The organism is Bradyrhizobium sp. UFLA01-814, assembly GCF_046718885.1.
Classification (GTDB): domain Bacteria; phylum Pseudomonadota; class Alphaproteobacteria; order Rhizobiales; family Xanthobacteraceae; genus Bradyrhizobium; species Bradyrhizobium elkanii.
Genome location: NZ_JAQOSR010000154.1, coordinates 1 through 22,210, shown reverse-complemented (window position 1 = coordinate 22,210; position 22,210 = coordinate 1). Strand labels below are relative to the sequence as shown.

20 protein-coding genes and 1 pseudogene are annotated in these 22,210 nt (G+C 64.9%); 9 read left to right on the top strand and 12 right to left on the bottom strand.

What is annotated here, in order from left to right:
* Positions 1-363 precede the first annotated feature (363 nt).
* Entirely contained in the window at positions 364-594 is a 231-nt protein-coding gene (locus tag PMN64_RS33800) for a hypothetical protein (protein ID WP_028337297.1), read from the bottom strand.
* A gap of 69 nt (positions 595-663) precedes the next feature.
* Positions 664-1,740 carry a flavodoxin family protein gene (locus tag PMN64_RS33795; RefSeq protein ID WP_411783816.1) on the bottom strand — a complete coding sequence of 359 codons (1,077 nt, stop codon included), beginning with the start codon at positions 1,738-1,740 and terminating at the stop codon, positions 664-666.
* A 201-nt stretch (positions 1,741-1,941) separates the two neighbouring features.
* On the opposite strand from PMN64_RS33795, the gene PMN64_RS33790 reads away from it, so the two are divergent.
* The 3 genes from PMN64_RS33790 to PMN64_RS33780 are packed head-to-tail and all read left to right on the top strand — an operon-like array spanning position 1,942 to position 3,394.
* Complete coding sequence (locus PMN64_RS33790; RefSeq protein ID WP_411783815.1) at positions 1,942-2,565, top strand: phosphatase PAP2 family protein; 624 nt, start codon at positions 1,942-1,944, stop codon at positions 2,563-2,565.
* Positions 2,562-2,909: a DUF3147 family protein gene (locus PMN64_RS33785; protein ID WP_028343258.1), complete on the top strand. Its 348-nt coding sequence runs from the start codon at positions 2,562-2,564 to the stop codon at positions 2,907-2,909. The genes PMN64_RS33790 and PMN64_RS33785 overlap by 4 nt, the downstream gene beginning before the upstream one ends.
* Positions 2,906-3,394: a DUF3147 family protein gene (locus PMN64_RS33780; protein WP_411783814.1), complete on the top strand. Its 489-nt coding sequence runs from the start codon at positions 2,906-2,908 to the stop codon at positions 3,392-3,394. The genes PMN64_RS33785 and PMN64_RS33780 overlap by 4 nt, the downstream gene beginning before the upstream one ends.
* Positions 3,395-3,781: 387 nt before the next feature.
* Here PMN64_RS33780 and PMN64_RS33775 read toward each other — a convergent pair whose 3' ends face one another.
* The 8 genes from PMN64_RS33775 to PMN64_RS33740 all read right to left on the bottom strand — a co-directional run bounded on the left by PMN64_RS33775 (position 3,782) and on the right by PMN64_RS33740 (position 12,546).
* The gene (locus PMN64_RS33775; RefSeq protein ID WP_411783813.1) at positions 3,782-4,483 is read right to left on the bottom strand and encodes an ABC transporter ATP-binding protein; all 702 of its coding nucleotides are present in this window, start codon (positions 4,481-4,483) and stop codon (positions 3,782-3,784) included.
* Positions 4,476-5,210 (bottom strand): ABC transporter ATP-binding protein, encoded by a 735-nt coding sequence (locus PMN64_RS33770; protein WP_411783812.1) that lies wholly within the window; start codon positions 5,208-5,210, stop codon positions 4,476-4,478. The genes PMN64_RS33775 and PMN64_RS33770 overlap by 8 nt, the downstream gene beginning before the upstream one ends.
* Positions 5,197-6,291, bottom strand: a complete 1,095-nt coding sequence (locus PMN64_RS33765; RefSeq protein ID WP_411783811.1) for a branched-chain amino acid ABC transporter permease — start codon at positions 6,289-6,291, stop codon at positions 5,197-5,199. Before PMN64_RS33765 ends, PMN64_RS33770 begins: the two co-directional genes overlap by 14 nt.
* 7 nt (positions 6,292-6,298) lie before the next feature.
* Positions 6,299-7,516, bottom strand: coding sequence for a substrate-binding protein (locus PMN64_RS33760; protein ID WP_411783810.1), 1,218 nt, complete (start codon positions 7,514-7,516; stop codon positions 6,299-6,301).
* 4 nt (positions 7,517-7,520) lie between these two features.
* Positions 7,521-8,378: a branched-chain amino acid ABC transporter permease gene (locus PMN64_RS33755; protein WP_411783809.1), complete on the bottom strand. Its 858-nt coding sequence runs from the start codon at positions 8,376-8,378 to the stop codon at positions 7,521-7,523.
* A 42-nt stretch (positions 8,379-8,420) separates the two neighbouring features.
* Positions 8,421-9,935, bottom strand: coding sequence for an amidase (locus PMN64_RS33750; RefSeq protein WP_304497724.1), 1,515 nt, complete (start codon positions 9,933-9,935; stop codon positions 8,421-8,423).
* Positions 9,936-10,100: 165 nt separating this feature from the next.
* Positions 10,101-11,285 (bottom strand): substrate-binding domain-containing protein, encoded by a 1,185-nt coding sequence (locus PMN64_RS33745; RefSeq protein ID WP_411783817.1) that lies wholly within the window; start codon positions 11,283-11,285, stop codon positions 10,101-10,103.
* A 79-nt stretch (positions 11,286-11,364) separates the two neighbouring features.
* The gene (locus PMN64_RS33740) at positions 11,365-12,546 is read right to left on the bottom strand and encodes a substrate-binding domain-containing protein (RefSeq protein ID WP_411783808.1); all 1,182 of its coding nucleotides are present in this window, start codon (positions 12,544-12,546) and stop codon (positions 11,365-11,367) included.
* Between the two features lie 178 nt (positions 12,547-12,724).
* Here PMN64_RS33740 and PMN64_RS33735 point away from each other — a divergent pair, with 178 nt between their 5' ends.
* The 3 genes from PMN64_RS33735 (at position 12,725) to PMN64_RS33725 (ending at position 14,351) form a co-directional block, all read left to right on the top strand.
* Positions 12,725-13,168, top strand: a complete 444-nt coding sequence (locus tag PMN64_RS33735) for a MarR family winged helix-turn-helix transcriptional regulator (RefSeq protein WP_016847408.1) — start codon at positions 12,725-12,727, stop codon at positions 13,166-13,168.
* Positions 13,169-13,333: 165 nt separating this feature from the next.
* A complete protein-coding gene (locus PMN64_RS33730; protein ID WP_069279762.1) occupies positions 13,334-13,768 on the top strand; it encodes a VOC family protein in 435 nt (144 codons plus the stop codon).
* Between the two features lie 202 nt (positions 13,769-13,970).
* Positions 13,971-14,351, top strand: a complete 381-nt coding sequence (locus PMN64_RS33725) for a cupin domain-containing protein (RefSeq protein ID WP_212056438.1) — start codon at positions 13,971-13,973, stop codon at positions 14,349-14,351.
* A gap of 82 nt (positions 14,352-14,433) precedes the next feature.
* Here the strand turns inward: PMN64_RS33725 and secA are convergent, their stop codons facing one another.
* The gene (gene secA, locus PMN64_RS33720; RefSeq protein WP_411783807.1) at positions 14,434-17,298 is read right to left on the bottom strand and encodes a preprotein translocase subunit SecA; all 2,865 of its coding nucleotides are present in this window, start codon (positions 17,296-17,298) and stop codon (positions 14,434-14,436) included.
* A gap of 402 nt (positions 17,299-17,700) precedes the next feature.
* Here secA and PMN64_RS33715 point away from each other — a divergent pair, with 402 nt between their 5' ends.
* A complete protein-coding gene (locus tag PMN64_RS33715; RefSeq protein ID WP_411783806.1) occupies positions 17,701-18,627 on the top strand; it encodes a peptidylprolyl isomerase in 927 nt (308 codons plus the stop codon).
* A gap of 379 nt (positions 18,628-19,006) precedes the next feature.
* Positions 19,007-20,266, top strand: a complete 1,260-nt coding sequence (gene argJ / locus PMN64_RS33710; RefSeq protein ID WP_411783805.1) for a bifunctional glutamate N-acetyltransferase/amino-acid acetyltransferase ArgJ — start codon at positions 19,007-19,009, stop codon at positions 20,264-20,266.
* Between the two features lie 232 nt (positions 20,267-20,498).
* Here the strand turns inward: argJ and PMN64_RS33705 are convergent.
* Positions 20,499-21,317 (bottom strand): annotated as a pseudogene (locus PMN64_RS33705) (pilus assembly protein); the annotation flags it as partial.
* Positions 21,318-21,500: 183 nt separating this feature from the next.
* Between PMN64_RS33705 and PMN64_RS33700 the strand changes: the two are divergent.
* Entirely contained in the window at positions 21,501-21,911 is a 411-nt protein-coding gene (locus tag PMN64_RS33700) for a (deoxy)nucleoside triphosphate pyrophosphohydrolase (protein ID WP_028343243.1), read from the top strand.
* Positions 21,912-22,210 lie beyond the last annotated feature (299 nt).

Sequence of the window (22,210 nt, the reverse complement as noted above, 5' to 3'; positions counted from 1 at the left end):
TCCCATGTATGAGATCTAGACAACCTCATTCTGGCACACTGATGCCGTAGGGGGCCGTCCACACCATCAACCACCGAACTTGATCGTGAACGGGACCGGGGCCCCAGCGTCGCGCAACAATTGGCATTTGGGGTAATGGGTCCTGGCTTTCGCCAGGACGACATTGAGTGCGTGGCGCGGTCTGTGTGTCACGCATCCGCATTCTCGCGACATGATTTGCCCGAGCCTTGCTCTTCCCGCCCTCTCCGTTGGCAGAGGGCGCAGGGAAAGCCGGGCGCCGATCGCACTCAAGGCGCCGTACCGCCAGCTCGCAGGTTCAAACGCCACGCTCCCTCGCGCCGCATGCGCGCTGACAGGCGACGGTTACATTCCGTGGCTTTCGAAAACCTTCTTGCAGCTTCGGCTCAGGCTGGCCCGCTTCATCTGAAGACAGTTCTGCACGGCACCGTCATTGCCGAGGTCCTTCCGGCAGAAGCGCTGTGCATCGCGCGTGCACGCGCTCTGTTCCGATGGCGTACCGGAATGCTGCGCCAACGCGGCACCGCTGCTCATCACGGCAGCAGCAACAAGAGCTGCAATCGAAATATAGCGCATTGTGACTTCCTCCCGCGGCCTAACGGGCAGCCGGGGCGCTTCGTTCCTTTGGGAACCCGGATTCCAACCCTACTTCGGCTGCGGGTCCTCAAGCCCCTTGCCGGGATCTTCCAGATGTCCGGTGCGCGCGAGGTCGACGGCGGCGCCGAGCGCCAGCGCGACATTGCGCACCTGCTCCTGAAAGGCCCTGTCTTCGTCGAGATCGCGATGCGACGTCGCGTAGGGCTTCATGTAGCCGACATAGCCATCGATCTCGGCCCTGCCGCCGGCCGAGATCAACTCCATGTCGGTGAGCCAGTCCGCAAGAAAGCGGCGGCATGTTTCCGCGCCGATGCTGTCGCCGTGGACCACGATGCCGAAATGCCGGCCGCGCAAATGCTTGGGGTATGGCCAGCCCTTGAGTTCGAGCGCCTTGGCTTCGCTCGCGGTCTTGCCGTGGGTTGAGGTCGGATCGGGATTGCCGCCATCGGCACAGACCAGGCGATCGATCATCGCCTTGAGTCCGGTCGGCGTCTGGTACCAGTTGACCGGCGAGATGATCATGATGCCGTGCGCTCGCACCCACAGCGGATAGATCTCGTTCATCCAGTCGTCGGTTTGCCCGAGCGAGTAGTTTGGATAGCAGCTGCACGGCCAGTGGCAGAGCGCCATCGAGGTGGACACGCAGGACTTGCAGGGATGAATTTCCCTGCCGAACTCGGACGTCAGCCGCGACAGATCGAGCACATCGACCGCGAGGCCCATCTCGCGAAAGGCAGACTCGGCGATCTCGACCATGCGCCAGCTTTTCGACATCTCGCCGGGACAAGTATGCTCGCTGCGCGAGGAGCCGTTGATCAGCAGGATATGCGGCGTTTCGTTTGGATCGTCGTGCCTGCGCTGCGCTTCATCGATGGCATCGCGCGCGGACAGCCAATCGACCGCGAGATCATAGTCGGGATCGGCAAAACCGGGGCCGGCCTTGCGGGTGGCCGGCGCCTTGCGCGAATGACGATAGGCGTCCCAGGCACCGGCGACGATCGTCGCGAGCTCCTTCTGCATGGATTGAAAGACCGGATCGGCAAATCGCTTCCGGTAGCGCCGCTCGAATTCATCGCGCGAAAGCTTGACCGGCGGCATCCCCTTGCGAACGTCCGGCTCCGTCATCGGCACCTCTCCCTGACTACAATCCGTCGCCCGCCGTGCATCCCGGTTGGCGCGCGAAGCCTCGGGATGAAGCTTTGGGATCAAGTCGAGACGGGCAAGAGTTCAAGACCATCGATCTGCATTTGGTTCCTTCGGGCGACGCCTTGCACGTCCCGTGATAGGACCCATGCCGCGGCTGGCGCGTTGGATGGGAACCTGACCATGCTTACGACAGCCAGAGTTCGAGCACGCCGCCAGCGAGGCGCCCCCTTCCCGATCACCATTCGCCCGACCGCGGCGGACGCCATGATCGCGCGTGCGATCGCCCGCAACACCGCACCTGCGCCGGAAGAGATCGCCCGCGGACTGACCTGGGGCGCTGACGAAAAGGTCCTGCTTGCGCTCGCCGCCGCCGGCTGGCTCGCCTCACGCGGGCGCGGCGCCTCGCTCGAGCGCGCCGGGAATCACGCGCTGCTGGTGACGGTCGCAGCATCGCTGCTGCCGCATGGCCTGAAATTGCTGTTCAATCAGACCCGCCCGGATCGCCTGACGGTGGTCGGCCACGTCAATGGCATCTCGATCTCGGGCAAGCGCGACGACGCCTTTCCATCCGGCCACGCGCTGCATATGGGCGCGCTGGCGTCGGCGGCTGCGACATTGCCCGCCGGCGCGCGCCGCGCGATCCAGGTGGTCGCGGTCGGCCTTTCGCTGACGCGCATTGCGGTCCTCGCACACTGGACGAGCGACGTGATCGCGGGATTTGGGCTCGGCGCGGTTCTCGAGCGGCTGCTGCGATTATGGACCGGCTATCCCGGTGACGATCCGCCGCGGAGCAGGGCGCGATGACCGAATATGTCATCCGCTTTCTCGTGGGCGGGGCCGTGGTGTCGGCCTTCGCGATGCTGGGCGACATTCTGCGTCCGAAGAGCTTTGCCGGCCTGTTCGGCGCCGCGCCGTCGGTTGCGCTCGCCACCCTCGGCATCGCCGTGTACCAGCACGGCGCCGACTACGCCGGCCTGCAGAGCCGCGCGATGATGGCCGGCGCCGTTGCGCTGGCCGTCTATAGCTTCGTGGTCTGCCAACTGCTGATTCGCGTAAGACTCCGCGCGGCCCCCGCCACCTTGCTGGCGCTTGTCGTCTGGCTCGCGATCGTGTTCGGCTTGCTGGGCGTTGGCGGAGGACAGGCATGACACCGGTCCGCGTCTCGTTGTCCTCGCTCAGGGAAAGCCGCTGGACCGAATATCTGATCCGCTTCGTGCTCGGCGGCGGCGTCACCGTCCTGACTGGACTGATCAGCAGCACCTGCGGCGCCTATGTCGGCGGCGCCTTTCTGGCACTCCCCGCCATCTTCTGCGCCAGCGCGACCCTGATCGAGAAGCATGAAATCCGCCGCAAGCGGAACGCCGGCCTCGATGGAACGTGGCGCGGGCAGCAGGCCGCGGCGCTCGATGCCGCGGGCGCAGCGCTCGGCGCGGTCGGCATGCTGGCATTTGCCATCGTCTTCTCGCTGACGGTGGATCGCAGCGTCCCGGCCGCCTTCATCGCTGCATCGCTTGCCTGGCTGATCTGCTCGGTCGCGACCTGGTATGTGCGTCGCGAGCTGCGATTGGCACGTCGGACGCGAACGCCGGGAGGCGGCGTGATCGGCCGCAAGGCCGACCGCCTGCCGCACTGAACTTCCGGGACGTCGCCGGCTAAAGCGCGATGAGATTGGGTTGAATCGTCATCGCGCTTTAGCTCCTTGTTTGAGCATGATCTCCGCGCAAACGCGTTCCACGTTTGTCGCGAGGGAAAACCGCTTCACACTTCGGCGGGCCCTTGCTAGCGGCTTGAGGTCAGTGAGGTTAGCCCGACTTTCGCGGATATACCGGTGTCGTCCCTGCGAAAGCAGGGACCCATAGCCACCGGCTTGAGTTGTTGGGAGCGGCGGGCGTTTTCTTCAATCTCGCTTGGTGTCGCAGCGATTTGTTTGTCTGAACTGCGTGCCCCGAACCCGCCCCTGTGGTTATGGGTCCCTGCTTTCGCAGGGACGACGGCGAGTTTGTGGCATTTCCGGATCATGCTACGGCGCCAGATAGCGCAGCAGTTCCGGATCGCTCCGCACCTCGCTCGCGCCGCCCTGCAGCGCGATGCGGCCGCGGTCCAGCACATAGGCATAGTCGGCGACGCGCAGCGCGAGGTCGAGATGCTGCTCGACGATCACGACCGAGATGCTCTTCGCGAGCTCGATCAGCCGCTCGGTGATCTCCTCGATCACGCCGATCCAGACGCCTTCGGTCGGCTCGTCCAGCAGCAGCAGCTTTGGATTGCCGAGCATGGCGCGGCCGATCGCCAGCATCTTGCGCTCGCCGCCGGACAGCGTGCCGGCCGGCTGGTCGAGCCGCTGGCCGAGTTTCGGGAAGATAGCCAGCACGCGATCGACCGCGCTGGCATCCGGATTGAACAGCGAGCCGACCGCGAGGTTGTCGCGCACCGACAGGCGGGCGAACACCGAGTGCTCCTGCGGCACATAGCCGATGCCGGAGCGCACCCGCTCCTCGGTGCGGCGCCGCGTGATGTCGCGGCCGTCGAAGAACAGCTCGCCCTGCGAGCTTGCGAGCTCGCCGACGATGGTCTTCATCAGCGTGGTCTTGCCGGCGCCGTTGCGGCCGAGCACGGCGACGCCGCCGCGCCAGGGAATGCCGATGTTGACATCGAACAGGACCTGGCTGCGGCCATAACCGGCATCGAGATGCCGGATATCGAGGAAGGTTTGCTCAGGCACGGCGAAGATAGATCTCCTGGACGCTTTTGTTGGCCTGGATCTCCGCGACCGTCCCCGACGCCAGCACCTTGCCCTGGTCGAGCACGGTGAGGCGGTCGCAGATGTCGCGGATGAAATCGAGGTCGTGTTCGACGATGACGAGCGAGCAATGCTGCTTGATCGGCTGCAACAGCTCGCCGGTGACGCGGCGCTCCTCCAGACTCATGCCGCCGGTCGGCTCGTCCAGCAGCAACAGCCGCGGCTTGCCGGCGAGCGCCATCGCGATCTCGAGCCATTGCTGCTGGCCGTGCGACAAGGCCGCGGCGGCGTCATGCGCGCGATCGGCGAGCCGGAACTGGGTCAGCATCGTCATCACCTGATCGTGCAGGCTCTTGCGGGTGCGCGAGAGCACCAGATCGAACAGCGAGCAGTGCGCCTGCAGCGCCAGCAGGATGTTGTCGTACAGCGTCAGCGTCGGCAGCACCGAGGTGATCTGGAACTTCAGGCTCATGCCGGCGCGGGCGCGCTCGGTCGGCGTGAACGCGGTGATGTCGGTGTTGACGAAGGAGACCTTGCCCGTGGTCGGCACCTCGGCGCCGGCGACGCATTTCATCAGCGTGCTCTTGCCCGAGCCATTCGGGCCGATCAGGCCGTGGAACTCGTTCTCGCCGACGGTCAGCGCCGCACCGTCGAGCGCGGTGAGCTTGCCGAACACCTTGCTGATCCCTTGCGCCTCAAGGAGCGACATTGCCGGTCTCCTTTGGCGCCTTGCCGAAACTGCCGACCCGCTCGCGCTCGCCGAGCACGAAGGAGATCAGCCCGAGCGGGCGGAACATGATGACAAGCAGCAACAGCACGCCGAGGATGATCGGCCAGACGTCGCGGTAATTGTCCGACAGCCAGAAGCTGACGCCCTCGATGATCACGGTGCCGATCACGGCGCCGATCAGCGTGCCGGAGCCGCCGAACAAGACGTAGAGCACGACCTGGGTCGAGAACACGACGCCCAGCATGTTGGGCCAGACGAAGCCCTCGTGGAAGGCATAGAGGCTGCCGGCGAGACCGGCGATGGTGCCGCCGACCGCGAAGATGATCGCCTTCAGGTGCTGCGCCTTGTAGCCGAAGAAGGCGATGCGTTGCTCGTTCTCGCGCAGCCCCGCGAGCGCGAGCCCGAATTGCGAGCGCACCAGGAAGCGGCAGAGCAGATAGACGACCACGAGGATCCCGAGCACCATGTAGTAGTAGATCGGGCCCTCCTCGAACTCGTAGCTGCCGAGGGTGAGCGGCGGGATCGACGGGATGCCGTTCTGGCCGCCGAGATAGTACCAGCCCCGCGCCAGCCGGTCCGCGGCATACGAGCCGGTCAGGGTGCCGAGCGAGACGAAGATCACGCTCGAGGGATAACGCCCGAGCAGCAGGAAGCCGCCGAGCAAGAGCGACGCGGTGAGCCCGATCAAGGTGCCGGCGGGCAGGATCAGGAGGATCGACGTGACGTTGAGATCGCGTGCCAACAGCGCTACGCCGTAGCCGGCGGCACCGAAGAACAGCGCCTGGCCGAAGCTCATGATGCCGGCATAGCCCCACACCAGGTCGAACGACAGCGCGAACAGCGCGAGGATCACCACGCGGGTGGCGAACACCGTGAGATAATCCTGCAGCACCCATGGCAGGACCAGCGCGATCAACAGCACCAGCCCTTCCACGATCGGCAGGACCTTCCATCCTGCCGATACTCGTCCCGCCGGCGCGCCTGCGGCCGGTACACCCTCGCCCGTCACGACATCTGGTTCCTCACCGACGCGTGCGACAGCTTCTCTTGCTCCAACCATTGATCGCTCAGCATTCCTTGGGATCAACGAGACCGTCGCTGCGCGCCACGATCTCATAGTTCCCGCCCTTGGCAACAGCGGTGTACATCCTCATCTTGCAGTGACGCTTGCCCGGCACCATCTCCGCGGGTCCGCCTGGCCCTTCGGCGATCTTGGCGTGGTCGAGGGCGGCCGCCACGGAGTCGCGGTCGACCTTGCCGGCCTCCTTGACCGCGGCCTCCCACAGCTTGAGGCCGCGATAGGTTCCGGTGGCGGCGCTGCCGGCCGCGAACAGGAAGTTGCCGGGGAAGTCCTTCTCATAGGCCGCCTGGAGCTTGGCGTCGAACGGATCCTCCTTGGTCAGCACCTTGAAGTAGTCGAGGCAGCTCGCAAGGCCCTCGATCTCGTTGGCCTGATTGATGTTGAGGGTGTTCTCGTCATAGTAGACGCAGGCGAGCCGCCCGCCGTTCTTGAGAAAGCCGGCTTCATAGAGCTGCTTGAAGAACGGGCCGACGCCGGGCGGGATCACGGTGTTGAAGACGACGTCGACCTTGTTGGAGATGACGCGGTTGACGGTGGCCGAGAAGTCGACCTGGTCGAGCGGGTAATACTCCTCGAACACCACCTCGCCGCCGTTCGACTCGATCACCTTGCGGGCGTAGACGTTGAGCGTGTGCGGCCAGACATAGTTGGCGCTCGGCAGCGCGAATTTCTTGCCGCCGTTCTTGATCAGCCAGGGAATGAAGGTGTCGCATTGCTGCGCCGGGGTCGGGCCGGTGCAGAACAGATAGGGCGTGCACTCCTTGCCCTCGTAAAGCTGCGGATAGATGTAGAGCGTCTTGCCGCGCGCCACGATCGGATCCTTGATCGCATTGCGCATCGACGAGGTGATGCCGCCCAGCACCATGTCGACCTTGTCGCGCTGGATCAGCTTGCGGACATTGCCGACCGCGACCGATTCGTTCGAGGCGGTGTCCTCGATATAGAGCTCGAGCGGCCGGCCGAGCAGGCCGCCGGCGGCGTTGATCTCCTTGATCACCATCTTGGCGACGTTGGCGTCGGCGTTGCCGGCATAGGCGATCGGGCCGGTCAGGTCGGTCGCGATGCCGACCTTGATCGGTCCCTCGGCGGCGTTGGCCCAATCGGGCCTGACCACCCAGCTGCCGACCCCGGTCGCGAGCGCGCCGGTCGCGAACGCGAAATTGCTCATGAAGCGGCGGCGCGTGAGATTGGTGCGATCGAACATCTGACTAAACCCCTTTTCCCGATATGAGGCCCTGCGGGCGGAATTTGATGAAGGCAATGGCGAGCACGAAGACGAGGACGTCGGCGACGACCGGAGACATCACCCATGGCAGCGCCGCGCTGAGCGTGCCGATCACACCGGCGCCGGCGACCGGGCCGATGAAGGAGCCGACCCCGCCGACCATCACGGCGACGAAGCCCTGGATCAGGAAGCGGATGCCAAGGTCGGCAAACAGACTGAACACCGGCACGATCAGCGCGCCGGCAAGCCCGGCCAGCGCCGCGCCGAACGCGAAGGTCGCCCCGTAGATCAGGGGCGTCGAGATGCCCGAGGCGCGCGCCAGCGCCGGATTCTCCAGCGTGGCGCGGACCCGAAGCCCGAACGAGGTGCGCGCCAGCAAGAGATAGCAGGCGCCCATCACCAGCAGCGTGATCACGATGATGGTGAATCGCCAGGCCGAGATGTGGACCGAGCCGAGGTCGATCGAGCCGCCGATCGGCTCCGGCACCGTGAGATAGAAGCCGCCGATCAGCCCGCGCACGCTCTCGCGGATGATCAGGCCGAGCGCATAGGTGCCGAGCATCGCCACGATCGGCGCGGCGTAGAAGCGCCTGATGATCAGCGCCTCCAGCACGAAGCCGATCGCGCCGACCACGAAGGGCGCCGCGACCATGCCGAGCCAGACCGGTGCGCCATGGGCGTAGGCCAGATAGGTGACATAGGCCCCGAGCAGGACGAACTCGCCCTGCGCGAAGTTGAAGATGCCCATCATGCTGGCGATGATGCCGAGCCCGAGCACCACCAGCACGATGATCGCGCCGAAGCTCACGATCTCGAACGCCGCGGCAAAAGTGCTAGCCATGGCGTTCGATCCATCCAGCCTGCGTCTGCAACAAGCGGCGCCTCACATCTTCTTCCAGTCGCCGGCCTGCTCGAAGGCGTGCGCGGCGCGGTAGATGGTGGATTCCTCGAACATCCGGCCGACCAGCATCAAGCCGACCGGCAGGCCGTCGACCATGCCGCAGGGCAGCGACATCGCCGGGTGATGGGTGATGTCGAACGGCGCGGTGTTGGTGATCATCTCGAGCGCGCGGGCGACATAGTCCTCGCGGCTGGCATTGGCCGCCGGCAGCGCCGGCGCCTTCATCGGCGTGGTCGGCAGCAGCAGCAGGTCGTAATCCTTGAACGCTTTGTCATAGGCCGCGGCGAGGCGGCGGGAGATGTTGAGCGCCTTGCCGTAGAAGCGCGGACCGAAGCTGTTGTTGATGTAGGTGCCGAGCATCATGAACAGCTTGGTGGTCTCCGACAGCGAGTCCGCCTGGCGGCGCCAGCCGCGATGGAAATCCATCAGCGAGGTCGAATACAGGTCGGGGCGGCTGAGGCCGTAGCCGTCGCCGAACATCATGGTCTGGGTCAGGCCTTCGGTGCCGATCGGGGTCCAGATCGCCGGGCCGACCATGTGCATCGGGATCGACACGGTGTCGACCGACGCGCCGAGATCCTTGAAGCGCTTGGCCGCCTCGTGCACGCTTTCATTGACCGCGGCCTCCGCGGTCGGCTGCTCGAAGCCTTCCTTGAGGATGCCGATCTTCATGCCCTTGACGCCTTTGCCCAGCGCCTTGGTGTAATCCTCGACCTTGGGCGCCTTGATGCGCGGATCGTAGCCGTCGTCGCCGGCGATCACCTCGAGCAGCAGCGCGTTGTCCTCCACCGTCGCGGTCATCGGGCCGGTGTGGTCGACGAAGATCTCGATCGGCATGATGCCCGTATAGGGCACGAGGCCCCAGGTCGGCTTCATGCCGTAGGTGCCGCAGAACGAGGACGGCATGCGGATCGAGCCGCCCTGGTCGCCGCCGATCGCCATGTCGACCTCGCCGAGCGCGACCACGACGCCGGAGCCCGACGACGAGCCGCCGGCCGAGTAGCCCATCTTGTGCGGATTGTGCACCGCTCCGTAGGAGTTGGTGTGGCTGCCGCCGGACAGGCAGAAATGCTCGCAATGGGTCTTGCCGGCGATCTCGGCGCCGGCATCGAGCATGCGCGTGACGATGGTGGCGTCGAAATCGGGGATATATCCTTCCAGCGTCGACGAGCCGTTCGTCATCGGCACGCCGGCCAGCATGATGTTGTCCTTCAGCGCCACCGTCTTGCCCTTGAGCTTGCCGGAGGCCGCGCCCTTCACAGTCGACTTGTAGTACCAGGCGTTGCGCGGGTTTTCCTCCGCCGACGGGCGATAGCCCGGCGTGCGCGGATATTTCACCTTGGGCAGCTCGTCCGGCATCGCGGCGATGACGTTGTAGGCGTCGATCGAGCCCTGCATCAGGCCGCGGAACGAGGCCACATCCTCATCGGTCAGTGACAGGCCGCACTGCTCGGCGACGGCACGAAGTTGCGTTGGCGTGGGAAGGACGACGGTCACGGCGCTCTCCTGATAGCTTTTGATCTTTGGATTTGATCCCTCGATGCAGGGCGCAGCGTCGCGTTGCCCGCGCGAACCGCTCACCCCGTTGCTGTATTGAAAACGGAAATATTTTCCTTTTCAAGTATTATTTCGCAAAACCTTCCGGCGACGCCGTCGTACCGCTCAGATCGGCTTAATCACCCTGAAGTCGAGGCCGTCGGCTTCGGCAAGATACATCGGCATCCTGGCATGGCCGCTGCGCACCGTGACCGGACCGCGCGGCCCGCGATAGACGAGGTTGTCCGCCGCCGCCAGCAGCGGCCGCATGTCCAGCGTGCCGGCGCGGTTGGCGGCGGCCTCGAGCAGGCAGAACCCTTCATAGGCGGACTCGCTGCACGAGCCGACCGGCGGCGCGAACGCCCCGAACATCGCGCGATAGCGCTCCCTGAAATCGTCGCCGGCCTGCGAGCCGACGGAGGGGAAATAGCCGGAAGCGCAGTACAGGTTCTCGGTCTTGTCGGCGCCGATGCCGAGCAGCGCGGTCTCGTCGAAACAGCCGGCAAAGCGCAGCGTGGTGGCGGCAAGGCCGGCATCGGCGAAGGCGCGGTTGAAGGTCACGCTGTCGGTGCCGATCAGCGAGATCAGCACGACATCGGGCTTCGCGGCACGGATGCGCTCCAGCTGCGCCTCGTGATTGTCCTCGCCGACCGGCACGAACTCCTCGCCGACCACCTGGCCCCCGGTCTCCTTGATGTAGCGCTTCACCGCGCGGTGCGACTGCCATGGCCAGACATAGTCGCTGCCGATCAGGTACCAGCGCGAGGCGCGCTTTGCTTCGGCCAGCCAGTGGATCGACGGCCGGTTCTGCCAGCGCGGCGTCTCGCCGATCGCGATGACGCCGGGCGTCCGCTCGCCGCCCTCATAGACCGGCGTGTAGATGTAGGGGATCTTGCTGCGGGTAATCAGGCCGCGCAGCGCGACGCGCACCGCGCTGGTGTGCATGCCCATGATGAGATCGACGTCGTCGGACGCGATCGCCTGCTCGGCGCGGTCGAGCACCTCCTCGATCGGTCCGCCGGCGTCATAGACCGAGAACTCGATCTCGCGGCCGAGGATGCCGCCGCGCCGGTTGATGTCGGCGACCGCAAGCTGCGCGCTCGAGGTCGCGGCCGGTCCCCACATCCCGGGCGAGCCGGTGCAGCAGACGAAGCCGGCGATCCGCAGCCGGCTGCGCGCACCGCGCGGACCGAAACCGTCCCGATCCATTGGGGAAAATACCCGATCGGACCGCGCCGACGTCAGATTCCGGAACAGCAGGGAGGGCGGGTATGGAAGGCCGCCATACCTGTTGCTCGAGGTTCGGGCCATGACGTAGGGCGTCGAATGCACACCTGCTCCTGTCTGGCACCGGCAACCCGCGCGGCGAGCGCGGCATCGCCCGGTCCATCTAGATCGTCCTGATCACATTGAAGTCGAGACCGTCGGCCTCGGCAAGATAGATCGGCATCTCGGCGCGGCCGTCGCGGATGGTGACGGTGCCGCGGGCGCCGCTGTAGACGAGGTTGTGCGCTGCGGCGGACAACGGTCCGATCGACAGCGAGCGCGCCTGATTGGCCGCCGCCTCGAGAAAACGCATCCCCTCATAATTGGACTGCCCGACCGAGCCGATCGGCGGCGCATGCGCGCCGAACATCGCGCGGTAGCTGGTCCGGAAGTCGTCATTGGCGCGCGAATCGACGCAGCCGAAATAGCCGGAGGCGCAGAACAGGTTCTCGGTCGAGTCCGGGCCGATGCCGAGCATCACGGTCTCGTCCATTGCGCCGGCGTAACGCAGCGTGGTCGCCGCAAGCCCGGCCTCGGCGAAGGCGCGGTTGAAGGTGATGCTGTCGGTGCCGATCAGGGTGATCAGCACGACGTCGGGCTTGGCGGCGCGAATCCGCGCCAGATGCGGCTCGTGATTGTCCTCGCCGAGCGGGACGAATTCCTCGCCGACGACATGGCCACCGGCCTCCTTGATGTAGCGCTTCACCGCGCGATGCGACTGCCAGGGCCAGACATAGTCGCTGCCGATCAAATACCAGCGCTGCGCCTTCTTGACCTCGGTGAGCCAGTGGATCGCCGGCCGGCTTTCCGCGCGCGGCGTCTCGCCGATCGCCATCACCCCCGGCGTCCGCTCGCCGCCCTCATAGACCGGCGTGTAGACATAGGGGATGCGGCCGGCTGTGACCTTGCGCAGCGCGAGGCGCACTGCCGAGATATGCGAGCCCATGATGACGTCGATCTCGTCGAAGGCGATCGCCCGTTCGGCGCGGCGCACCACCTCCTCGATGGGCCCGCCGGCGTCGTACATCGACAATTCGACCTCGCGGCCGCGGATGCCGCCGCGGCGGTTGATCTCGGCGACCGCGAGCATGACGCTGTTGGCGGAGATCGGCCCCCAGATCCCGGGCGCGCCGGAGAAGGTGATGAAATTGCCGATTCGAAGCTTGCTGTCGGTGCCGCGACGGCGCGACGAGCCGGGCTTGAGGGTCAAAGCGAGATCGGCCGCGCAGGACGACGGGTTTCGAAACAGCAGCGGCGGCGCGACGGGCATGCCGCCATACGCCTGGAAAGAGACCGTCGAGAGCACGCCAACTCCTGTCTGGGAAGCAGTACGCAACGCAGCCAGCGGGCGGTCGCGGCATCCGCCCCTTGGTTGGGGGAATATCCTAGGTGAAAATGTTGAATATTCAACAATTGAAGTGCATATAGAAACGGCATGAGTTGCCGGACATTCATTCACCGGGTCAGGAACCAGGTCTCACGCCGTGGCTAAACCGCCGAAAGAAAATTCCCCGATCACCGAACATCTCGCCTACCTGCTGGCGCAAGCCAACCGGGAGATCAACCGGCAGTTGGAGACGCGGCTCGCCAAGGAAGGCGTGCCGGTCGAGCAGTGGCGCATCCTGAAAGTGCTGTCCGACGGCAACGGCCACTCGATGGGCGAGCTTGCGGATGCTGTGCTGCTCAACCATCCGACGCTGACCAAGATGATCGACCGCATGGTGTCGGACGCCCTGGTCTACCGCGTCCAGGATCCCAAGGATCGCCGCAAGGTGCTGATGTTCGTCTCCGACCGCGGCAAGGCGCTGTGCCGGCGGCTCAACTCGCTGGCGGTGAGCCAGGAGGAGCACATCGTCGAGAGCTATGGTGACAAGTCGACCACCGAGCTCAAGCGCCTGCTGGAAAGCCTGATCGGCAGCGCCAATTAAGGCCGCGCCGGCCCGGCGCGTTCCTATCGAAACCATCGAAAAAAGACCGGCAAGGAATGTCGGGATGCGGCGGTTTGGTGCGTCCTTGGGGCGCGCCCTGCGGCGCAGCCTTCGCGCGCCGTCGCGCAGGCTTCCCCGATCGACAATTAGCGAGGACTCCCCGTCATGACTTCGATCACGCCGTTCCTCTGGCTCGACAACAACGTCCGCGATGCGGTCGCCTTCTACAAATCGGTGTTTCCGAACGCGAAGATCGAGACCGTCAGCGATTTCATGGCGACCTTCGAGCTCGAGGGGCAGCGGTTCCACGCGCTCAATGGCGGGCCGCAGCACAAGTTCAACGAGGCGGTGTCGTTCTTCCTGAGCGTCGAGACCCAGGAGCAGGTGGACTACTTCTGGGAGAAGCTCACCGACGGCGGCCAGGAATCGCGCTGCGGCTGGCTCAAGGACAAATTCGGCCTGTCCTGGCAGGTGATCCCATCAGCGCTGGGCCGCTATCTCAGCGCCCCCGATCGCAAGGCAGCCGATCGCGCGATGCAGGCGATGCTGAAGATGCAGAAGATCGTGATCGCCGATCTCGACAAGGCCTTCGCCGGCTGAGAGCGATGCGGCTCGACGGGCGGGCCAGTCGCCCGCCGCGTCGTCTGGGGCGACCGGCCGCACCGGATTTTTCTCCGATGGGAGCAGGCCCGCGTTTGCGGTGCGGGATGTATCTTGCCAAGCCAACCACTTGCCGGCATGCGCAATTTCCAAGAAGCTAGCAGGTATTTCTCAATACCATTTTCAGGGAGGCACGATTTCCATGAAGACGATTGTCGGACTTGCTTTGGCTGCAATGCTGGTCACGCCCGCGAGTGCACAGGACTCGCCGTTTCGAAAAGAGCTGAAGCGAGCAGATTTGAGCGGCACCAACATGGAGGTCATCACGAGCATCAGCGAACTGAAGCCCGGCGACACGTCGATGCTGCACTTCCATAATGGTGAGGAGTCGTACTACTTCCTCGAAGGCGGCACCATCGAGTTGCCGGACGGAAAGCAGGTGGCAATTCCGACCGGCGCAGTTGGCATCACCATGCGCGGTGCACCGCACGGCGCCTACAAGGTCGTCGGCGACAAGGCGATCAAGCTGTTGACCGTCCATATCGTCGACAAGGGCAAGCCGCTCTACGACACGCCGAAGTAGCTAGGCGGCCATCGTGCGAACAGCGGGCACGGCGGGCTGCACGCGCTTGCTCTTCGACGCTCGGCTCGCTGGAGTGGCGCGCTTACGCGTACCTTCCGTGGCAGTGCTTGTACTTCTTGCCTGACCCGCAGGGGCAGTCCTCGTTGCGGCCGACCTTGCCCCAGCTTGCGGGGTCATTCGGATTGCGGTCGGTGGCAATCATCCCCGGCGCCAGCGAGGCCTGGGCGTAGGTCGCCTCGGTCAGGCGGGCCTGCGCGAACTCGTCCTCGCCGGTGTTGGGATCGAGCTTGTGCGCTTCCATCAGCGGCAGCGGCTGCGGCGGCTCCTCCGGCGGCACGATCTCGACCCGCATCAGTTGCGCGGTGACGGCCTCGCGCAGATGCGCGCTCATCTCCTGGAACAGGTTGAAGGCTTCGGTCTTGTACTCCTGCAACGGGTCGCGCTGGCCATAGCCGCGCAGGCCGATCACCTGGCGCAGATGGTCGAGCATGATCAGGTGCTCGCGCCAGAGATGGTCGAGCGTCTGCAGCAGGATGGTCTTCTCGACGTAACGCATCACGTCGGGCCCCCATTGCGCGACCTTGGCCGCCATGCGCTCGTCGACATGGGTCTCGATGCGGGTCAGCAGTTCCTCGTCGGCGATGCCCTCTTCCTTCGCCCATTCGTCGACCGGCAGATCGACATCGAGCACGCGCTTCAGCTCGTCCTTGAGGCCCGCGGTGTCCCACTGCTCGGCATAGGCGTGCTCGGGAATGTATTTGGCGACCACGTCCTCGACGAAGGCATGGCGCATGTCGGTCACGGTCTCGACGACGCTGTCGTCCTTCATCAGGTCGACGCGCTGGTCGAAGATCACCTTGCGCTGGTCGTTCTGGACGTTGTCGAACTTCAAGAGGTTCTTGCGGATGTCGAAGTTGCGCGCTTCGACCTTCTGCTGCGCCTTCTCGAGCGCCTTGTTGATCCAGGGATGGATGATCGCCTCGCCTTCCTGCAGGCCGAGCCGTTGCAGCATGCTGTCGAGCCGGTCGGAGCCGAAGATGCGCATCAGATCGTCTTCCAGCGACAGGAAGAACTTCGAGCGGCCGGGGTCGCCCTGACGGCCGGAGCGGCCGCGCAGCTGATTGTCGATGCGGCGGGATTCGTGGCGCTCGGAGCCGATGATGTAGAGGCCGCCCGGCTTCTTCACGGTTTTCGCGGACTTGCTGCCCTTGGCGGGCTCGACCTCGAAATCCTCTTCCGCCTTCAGCACGATCTCGCGGAAGCGCTCGATGTCGGCCTTGATCTGCTCGATCTTCTTGGCCTTCTCGGCTTCATCCGTGATCCCTGCGGTCTCCTGCTGGATCCGCATATCGAGCGAGCCGCCGAGCTTGATGTCGGTGCCGCGGCCGGCCATGTTGGTCGCGATCGTGATCGCGCCCGGCACGCCGGCTTCCGCGACGATATAGGCTTCCTGCTCGTGGAAGCGCGCGTTCAGCACCGCGAACAGCTTTGCCGGCTTGCCGGCGCGCGCCGCGGCATAGAGCTTCTCCATGCCGGATTCGGACGTGAAGTCGATCTGCTTGTAGCCGTGCTTCTTCAGGTACTCGGCCAGCACTTCCGACTTCTCGATCGACGCCGTGCCGACCAGCACCGGCTGCAGCCGCTTGTTGGCGCGCTCGATCTCGGCAAGGATGGCGGCGTATTTCTCGTTCTGGGTGCGGTAGACCTCGTCGTCCTCGTCGAGGCGCGCCACCGGCAGGTTGGTCGGAATCTCCACGACCTCGAGCTTGTAGATGTCGAACAGTTCGTCGGCTTCGGTCAGCGCCGTGCCGGTCATGCCGGACAGCTTCTGGTACATCCGGAAATAGTTCTGGAAGGTGATCGAGGCCAGCGTCTGGTTCTCGGGCTGGACCGTGACGTGCTCCTTGGCTTCCAGCGCCTGGTGCAGGCCTTCCGAATAGCGGCGGCCCTGCATCATGCGTCCGGTGAACTCGTCGATGATGATGACCTCGTCGTCGCGGACGATGTAGTCCTTGTCGCGCGTGAACAGCGTGTGCGCGCGCAGCGCCTGATTGACGTGATGCACGACGGAGACGTTCTCGACGTCGTACAGCGAGTCGCCCTTGAGCTGGCCGGCGTCGCGCAGCAGGTTCTCCAGCTTCTCCATGCCGGCTTCGGTCAGCGTCACCGTGCGCTGCTTCTCGTCGACCTCGTAGTCGTCCTTCTTGGCGAGATTCGGCATGAAGGTGTCGATGGTGTTGTAGAAATCCGACCGGTCGTCGAGCGGGCCGGAGATGATCAGCGGCGTGCGCGCTTCGTCGATCAGGATGGAGTCCACTTCGTCGACGATCGCGTAGTAGTGCTCGCGCTGGACCATGTCCTCCAGGCGGTACTTCATGTTGTCGCGCAGATAGTCGAAGCCGTATTCGTTGTTGGTGCCGTAGGTGATGTCGCAGGCATAGGCGGCCTTGCGCTCGGCGTCGTCGAGGCCGTGCACGATCACGCCGGTGGTCAGCCCCAGGAAGGCGTAGATCTGGCCCATCCAGCCGGAGTCGCGGCGGGCGAGGTAGTCGTTGACGGTGACGACGTGGACGCCCTTGCCGGCGAGCGCGTTGAGGTAGACCGCGAGCGTCGCAACCAGCGTCTTGCCTTCGCCGGTCTTCATCTCGGCGATGTCGCCCTCGTGCAGCACCATGCCGCCGATCAGCTGAACGTCGAAATGGCGCTGGCCGAGCGTCCGCTTGGCGGCCTCGCGCACCGTGGCGAAGGCCGGAACCAGGATATCGTCGAGCGTCTTGCCGCTGGCGAGCTGCTGCTTGAATTCGGCGGTGCGGGCCTTGAGCTGATCGTCCGTCAGTTTGACGAGCTCGGGCTCCAGCGCGTTGATGGCGTTGACGCGGGACTGATACCCCTTGACCCGACGGTCGTTGGCGGAGCCGAAAAACTTGCGGGCGAGCGCGCCGATCATGCGAAATTCCTGTTCTTCGGTCTCGGGTTCGGTCTTCGTTCAGTCTTGAAGTTCGGTCTTGGAATAGTCTTGGAATTCAGTCTGGATTACAGCCTGAGATGGTCCGCCGGATCGCCTATCAACTCACCGTGACGCGCTACGGTTCGAGCCCCGGCCCGGAGCTCCTCCGCCAATTGAGTGGGAAACAGGCCATCCTGGGTTCAACGGCGAAAAACGCAGCAAAATAAGCGCTCTCACCGCTGACGCGGTTGGCCAGAGATATGGCCCGGTCGGGGGGTTGTCAACGCTGGCAAGATGTCAAGGAATTCATCATTTTGACAAGACTTTCGCGTTGCCAATGTAACACGATTGGGCGAGTGTCCGCCCCGCTCGAGCTTCCCCCCTTTGAGACAAGGATTTTGCATGACCACCTCGCCTCCGGAAACCAAAACCGGCCTGCGCATCGGCCTCGCCACCCTGGCCGCGACGGGCTGTCTTGTCGCAGTGCTGGCTGCCGGCCTCCCGGTCCGGGCCGCGGAATCCGACCCGGTGCTGGCGAAGGTCAACGGTTCGGAGATCCACGCCAGCGACGTGGCGCTCGCCGAGGAGGAACTCGGCCCGAGCCTGCAGCAGATGGACCCCTCGACCCGCAAGGACAACGTGCTGTCCTTCCTGATCGACATGAAGATCGTGTCCAAGGCCGCCGAGGACAAGAAGATCGAGAACAATGACGACTTCAAGAAGCGGCTCGCCTTCACCCGCAACCGCCTGTTGATGGACAGCCTGCTTGCCAACGAGGGCAAGGCCGCGACCACCGACGACGCCATGAAGAAGGTCTATGAGGAGGCCGCCAAGCAGATCACCGGCGAGCAGGAGGTGCGCGCCCGCCACATCCTGGTCGAGACCGAGGACGAGGCCAAGGCGATCAAGGCCGAGCTCGACAAGGGCGCCGACTTCGGCGAGCTCGCCAAGAAGAAGTCCAAGGACCCAGGCGCCTCCGACGGCGGCGACCTCGGCTTCTTCACCAAGGAGCAGATGGTGCCGGAATTCTCCGCGGTCGCCTTCTCGCTCGAGCCGGGCAAGATCTCCGATCCGGTCAAGTCGCAGTTCGGCTGGCACATCATCAAGGTCGAGGAAAAGCGCAACCGCAAGGCACCCGACTTCGAGCAGGTGAAGGCCCAGATCGAAACCTATGTGACCCGCAAGGCGCAGGCCGACTATGTCGCCAAGCTGCGCGAGGCCGCCAAGGTCGAGCGCATGGACAAGCCGGCCGATGCCGCCGCGCCGGCGGATGCCGCCAAGGACGCGCCGAAGCCCGCCGACAACAAGATGGCGCCGCCGAAGAAGTAAGCTTCGCGAACGTAGTTGCAGTTGCGATGGCCGGGCATGTCCCGGCCATTTGCGTTTTTGCAGCCTCCTCGCAGCCCGGATGAAGCGCAGCGAAATCCGGGGTCTGTTGCCGCGGAGGGACTCGTCCCGGATTGCGCTTCGTTCCATCCGGGCTACGGCTTCTTTGAAGATCCCGTCGTCCCGGCGCAGGCCGGGACCCATACGCCGCAGCGGAGCTTGTCTTGCTGTGGCAGCAGTTTCTTGAACAATTGATGACGGTGATTATGGGTCCCGGCCTTCGCCGGGACGACGCTGTCGCGCGTTCGCATCGCAGCCCTCTCCCGCTTCTTGCGGCGAGATGTTATGGAGCGCTTCCCTCCCCGTAGCCGGAAGCTTCCCGATGTCCACCGCCGTCTCCCCCCTCGCCCCGCCCGACGTTCCCGAGATGCCCGTGATCGCGGGTGTGCGGCTTGCGACCGCTGCCGCCGGCATCCGCTACAAGGGGCGCACCGACGTGCTGCTCGCGCTGCTCGACAAGGGCACCACGGTGGCCGGCGTCTTCACCAAGTCGAAGTGCCCGTCGGCGCCGGTCGAATGGTGCCGCGCCAAGCTGAAGGGCGCAGGATCTTCTAAAAAAGGATCGGCGCGCGCGCTGGTGGTCAATTCCGGCAATGCCAACGCCTTCACCGGCAAGACCGGTAAGGCGTCCACCGCGCTGACCGCGCAGATCGCGGCGAAGGCGGTCGGCTGCGCGACATCGGACGTGTTCCTCGCCTCCACCGGCGTGATCGGCGAGCCGCTCGACGCCACCAAGTTCGACGGCGTGCTGGCGCAGCTCGCCGAGACCGCCACCCCCGATCTCTGGATGGACGCGGCGAAGGCGATCATGACCACCGACACCTTTCCGAAGGTGGCGACCGCGACCGTGAAGCTCGGCAAGGCCAAGGTGACGATCAACGGCATGGCCAAGGGCGCCGGCATGATCATGCCCGACATGGCGACCATGCTGTCGTTCATCTTCACCGACGCGCCGCTGTCGGCATCGGTGCTGCAATCGCTGCTCAAGGCCGGCGTCGAGGACACCTTCAATGCGCTGACCATCGACGGCGACACCTCGACCTCGGATACGTTGCTGGCCTTCGCGACCGGCGCCGCCGCCGCCCAAGGCGCGCCGAAGATCTCGCGCGCCAGCGACCCGCGGCTGAAGGCCTTCTCCAAGGCGTTCCAGCAGATCCTCGCTGATCTGTCCGAGCAGGTGGCGCGCGACGGCGAAGGCGCCCGCAAGCTGGTCGAGGTCGTGGTCGAGGGCGCCACCACCAAACCGTCGGCGCGCAAGATCGCGATGTCGATCGCCAATTCGCCGCTGGTGAAGACCGCGATCGCCGGCGAGGACGCCAATTGGGGCCGCGTGGTGATGGCGGTCGGCAAGGCCGGCGAGCCCGCCAACCGCGACAAGCTCTCGATCTCCTTCAACGGCATCCGCGTCGCCAAGAGCGGCGCGCGCGACCCGTCCTACGACGAGAAGGAGGTGTCGGAGGCGATGAAGGCGCCGAAGATCCAGATCAAGGTCGCGCTCGGCCTCGGCAAGGCCAAAGACCGCGTGCTGACCTGCGACCTCACCAAGGAATACGTCGCGATCAACGGCGATTACCGGTCGTAGGGTTCTCCGTCATTGCGACGAGCGAAGCGACGAAGCAATCCATCGTTCCGAGCGTACGGACAGATGGATTGCTTCGCTTCGCTCGCAATGACGGCGTGAGTCCCGTCATCCTGAGGAGCGCGTAGCGCGTCTCGAAGGATGCACGGCCACGAGAGCGCCGCATAGAGAAACCCTGGCCGTCGCCCCTTCGAGACGGCCGCTTTGCGGCCTCCTCAGGGTGACGGTGAGAGAGCTAACTGCTGATCCGCGCGTCGGCGACGGCCTTCTTGAACAGCGCATTCATCGCGTCGGCGATGCCTTGCGTCGGGCTGACCTCGAAATAGAAGCCCGGCGACGCGCAGGCCTGCATGTTCTGCGCGATCTGGCTGTTCGGCGACGGGCCGAACGGGCCCTGATTGAACGGATCGATCCAGGTCATGTACCAGTTGTTGGTCGGCAGCTGCAGGTAAGTCGTGTAGAGCACCGCGATCTTGATGCCGCGGTTCTTGATGGCCGTGCACAGCGCCGGGTTGATCGGCGACTGGCAGCGATTGCCGCCGCTGATCGGCTTCAGGCAGCTTGAATTCGGCTCGTCGGCCACGCCGTCGGAAACGAAGAACAGATATTTCATCGGCGCTGCCGCCGTGCCCGGGCCCGGCGCGCTGATCGCGTTGCTGATGGCCGGAAGCACCGTCGAGAACTGGCTGTCCTTGTCGGCCGTGTAGGAATCGTTGTTGCCGTAGACGCCCATCAGGTCGATGTTGCCGGCCGCGGACTTGGCGCTCGACAGGCTGGTCGACAGCGAGAACAGCGCGCGCAGGCCGATCGTCTTCGACGAGGCGCCGAAATCGTAGATCGCCATCCGGTACTGGCTGGCATAGGTCGCGGTGTTCGCGGCCGTGTCCATCAACTGCTGGGTCGCGCTGCGGAGCACGTCGATCCGCGTCGTGACGCCGAGCGTCTTGGCGAGATTGTAATAGTTGTTGGCGTCGTTGTAGTCGTGACAGGCGAAGGCGCACTGGTCGGACGTGTTGTTGACCATCTTGGTCACATCGGCCGGCGTCGCCGCGAGGTGCTCATGGGTTATGTCGGCAAAGAATATGATGGGCGGATAAATGAGAACCCTCACCTTGCCGGATGCGAATTAAGGCCGGCTTATCGCAAATCGCGGAAAGCCGAGCGGGCATAAATCGATTGGCTGGCGGCGCGTTGCTGGTTAATGAAAGCTTGAAGATCGGAAGGAATCCCCCACTGCATGGCTGACATCAAGCTGACCCTCGTCGTCGCCTGCGCGCTTGTCGATGCCGACAAGCGCGTGCTGCTGGCGCAGCGCCCCGAAGGCAAGGCGCTGGCCGGCCTGTGGGAATTCCCCGGCGGCAAGATCGAGCCCGGCGAGCGGCCGGAGCAGACCCTGATCCGCGAGTTGCACGAGGAGATCGGCATCACCGTGAGCGAGCCGTGCCTCGCGCCGCTGACCTTCGCCAGCCATGCCTACGAGACCTTCCATCTGCTGATGCCGCTCTACATCTGCCGGCGCTGGGAGGGCATCGCGGTGGCGCGCGAGGGCCAGAACCTCGCCTGGGTCCGCGCAAGCAAGCTACGCGACTACCCGATGCCGCCCGCGGACATCCCGCTGCTGCCGCATCTGATCGATCTGTTGTTGTGATCTTCTTCGCCTGTCCCGCTTGCGGGGGAGGCGCGCTGCCAAAGTATCGAAAACAACCCCATGCAAAGTAGGTGGCGGTGGCCGGCGTTCGACCACGCGACTTGACACGTCGGGCAACTCACCGGCATAATTCCATTATTCCGAAATCGCGTAAGCGCCTCTCGCCTTCCCCGCAAGGGTGGGGGCAATCGCGTATGAATGCGACTTATCCGCTGGCTCGGTCGGCCTCTCCCGCTTGCGGGGGAGGCCGGATCGCATCTGTCTCTTATACACATCTCCGAGCCCACGAGACTTAGGAT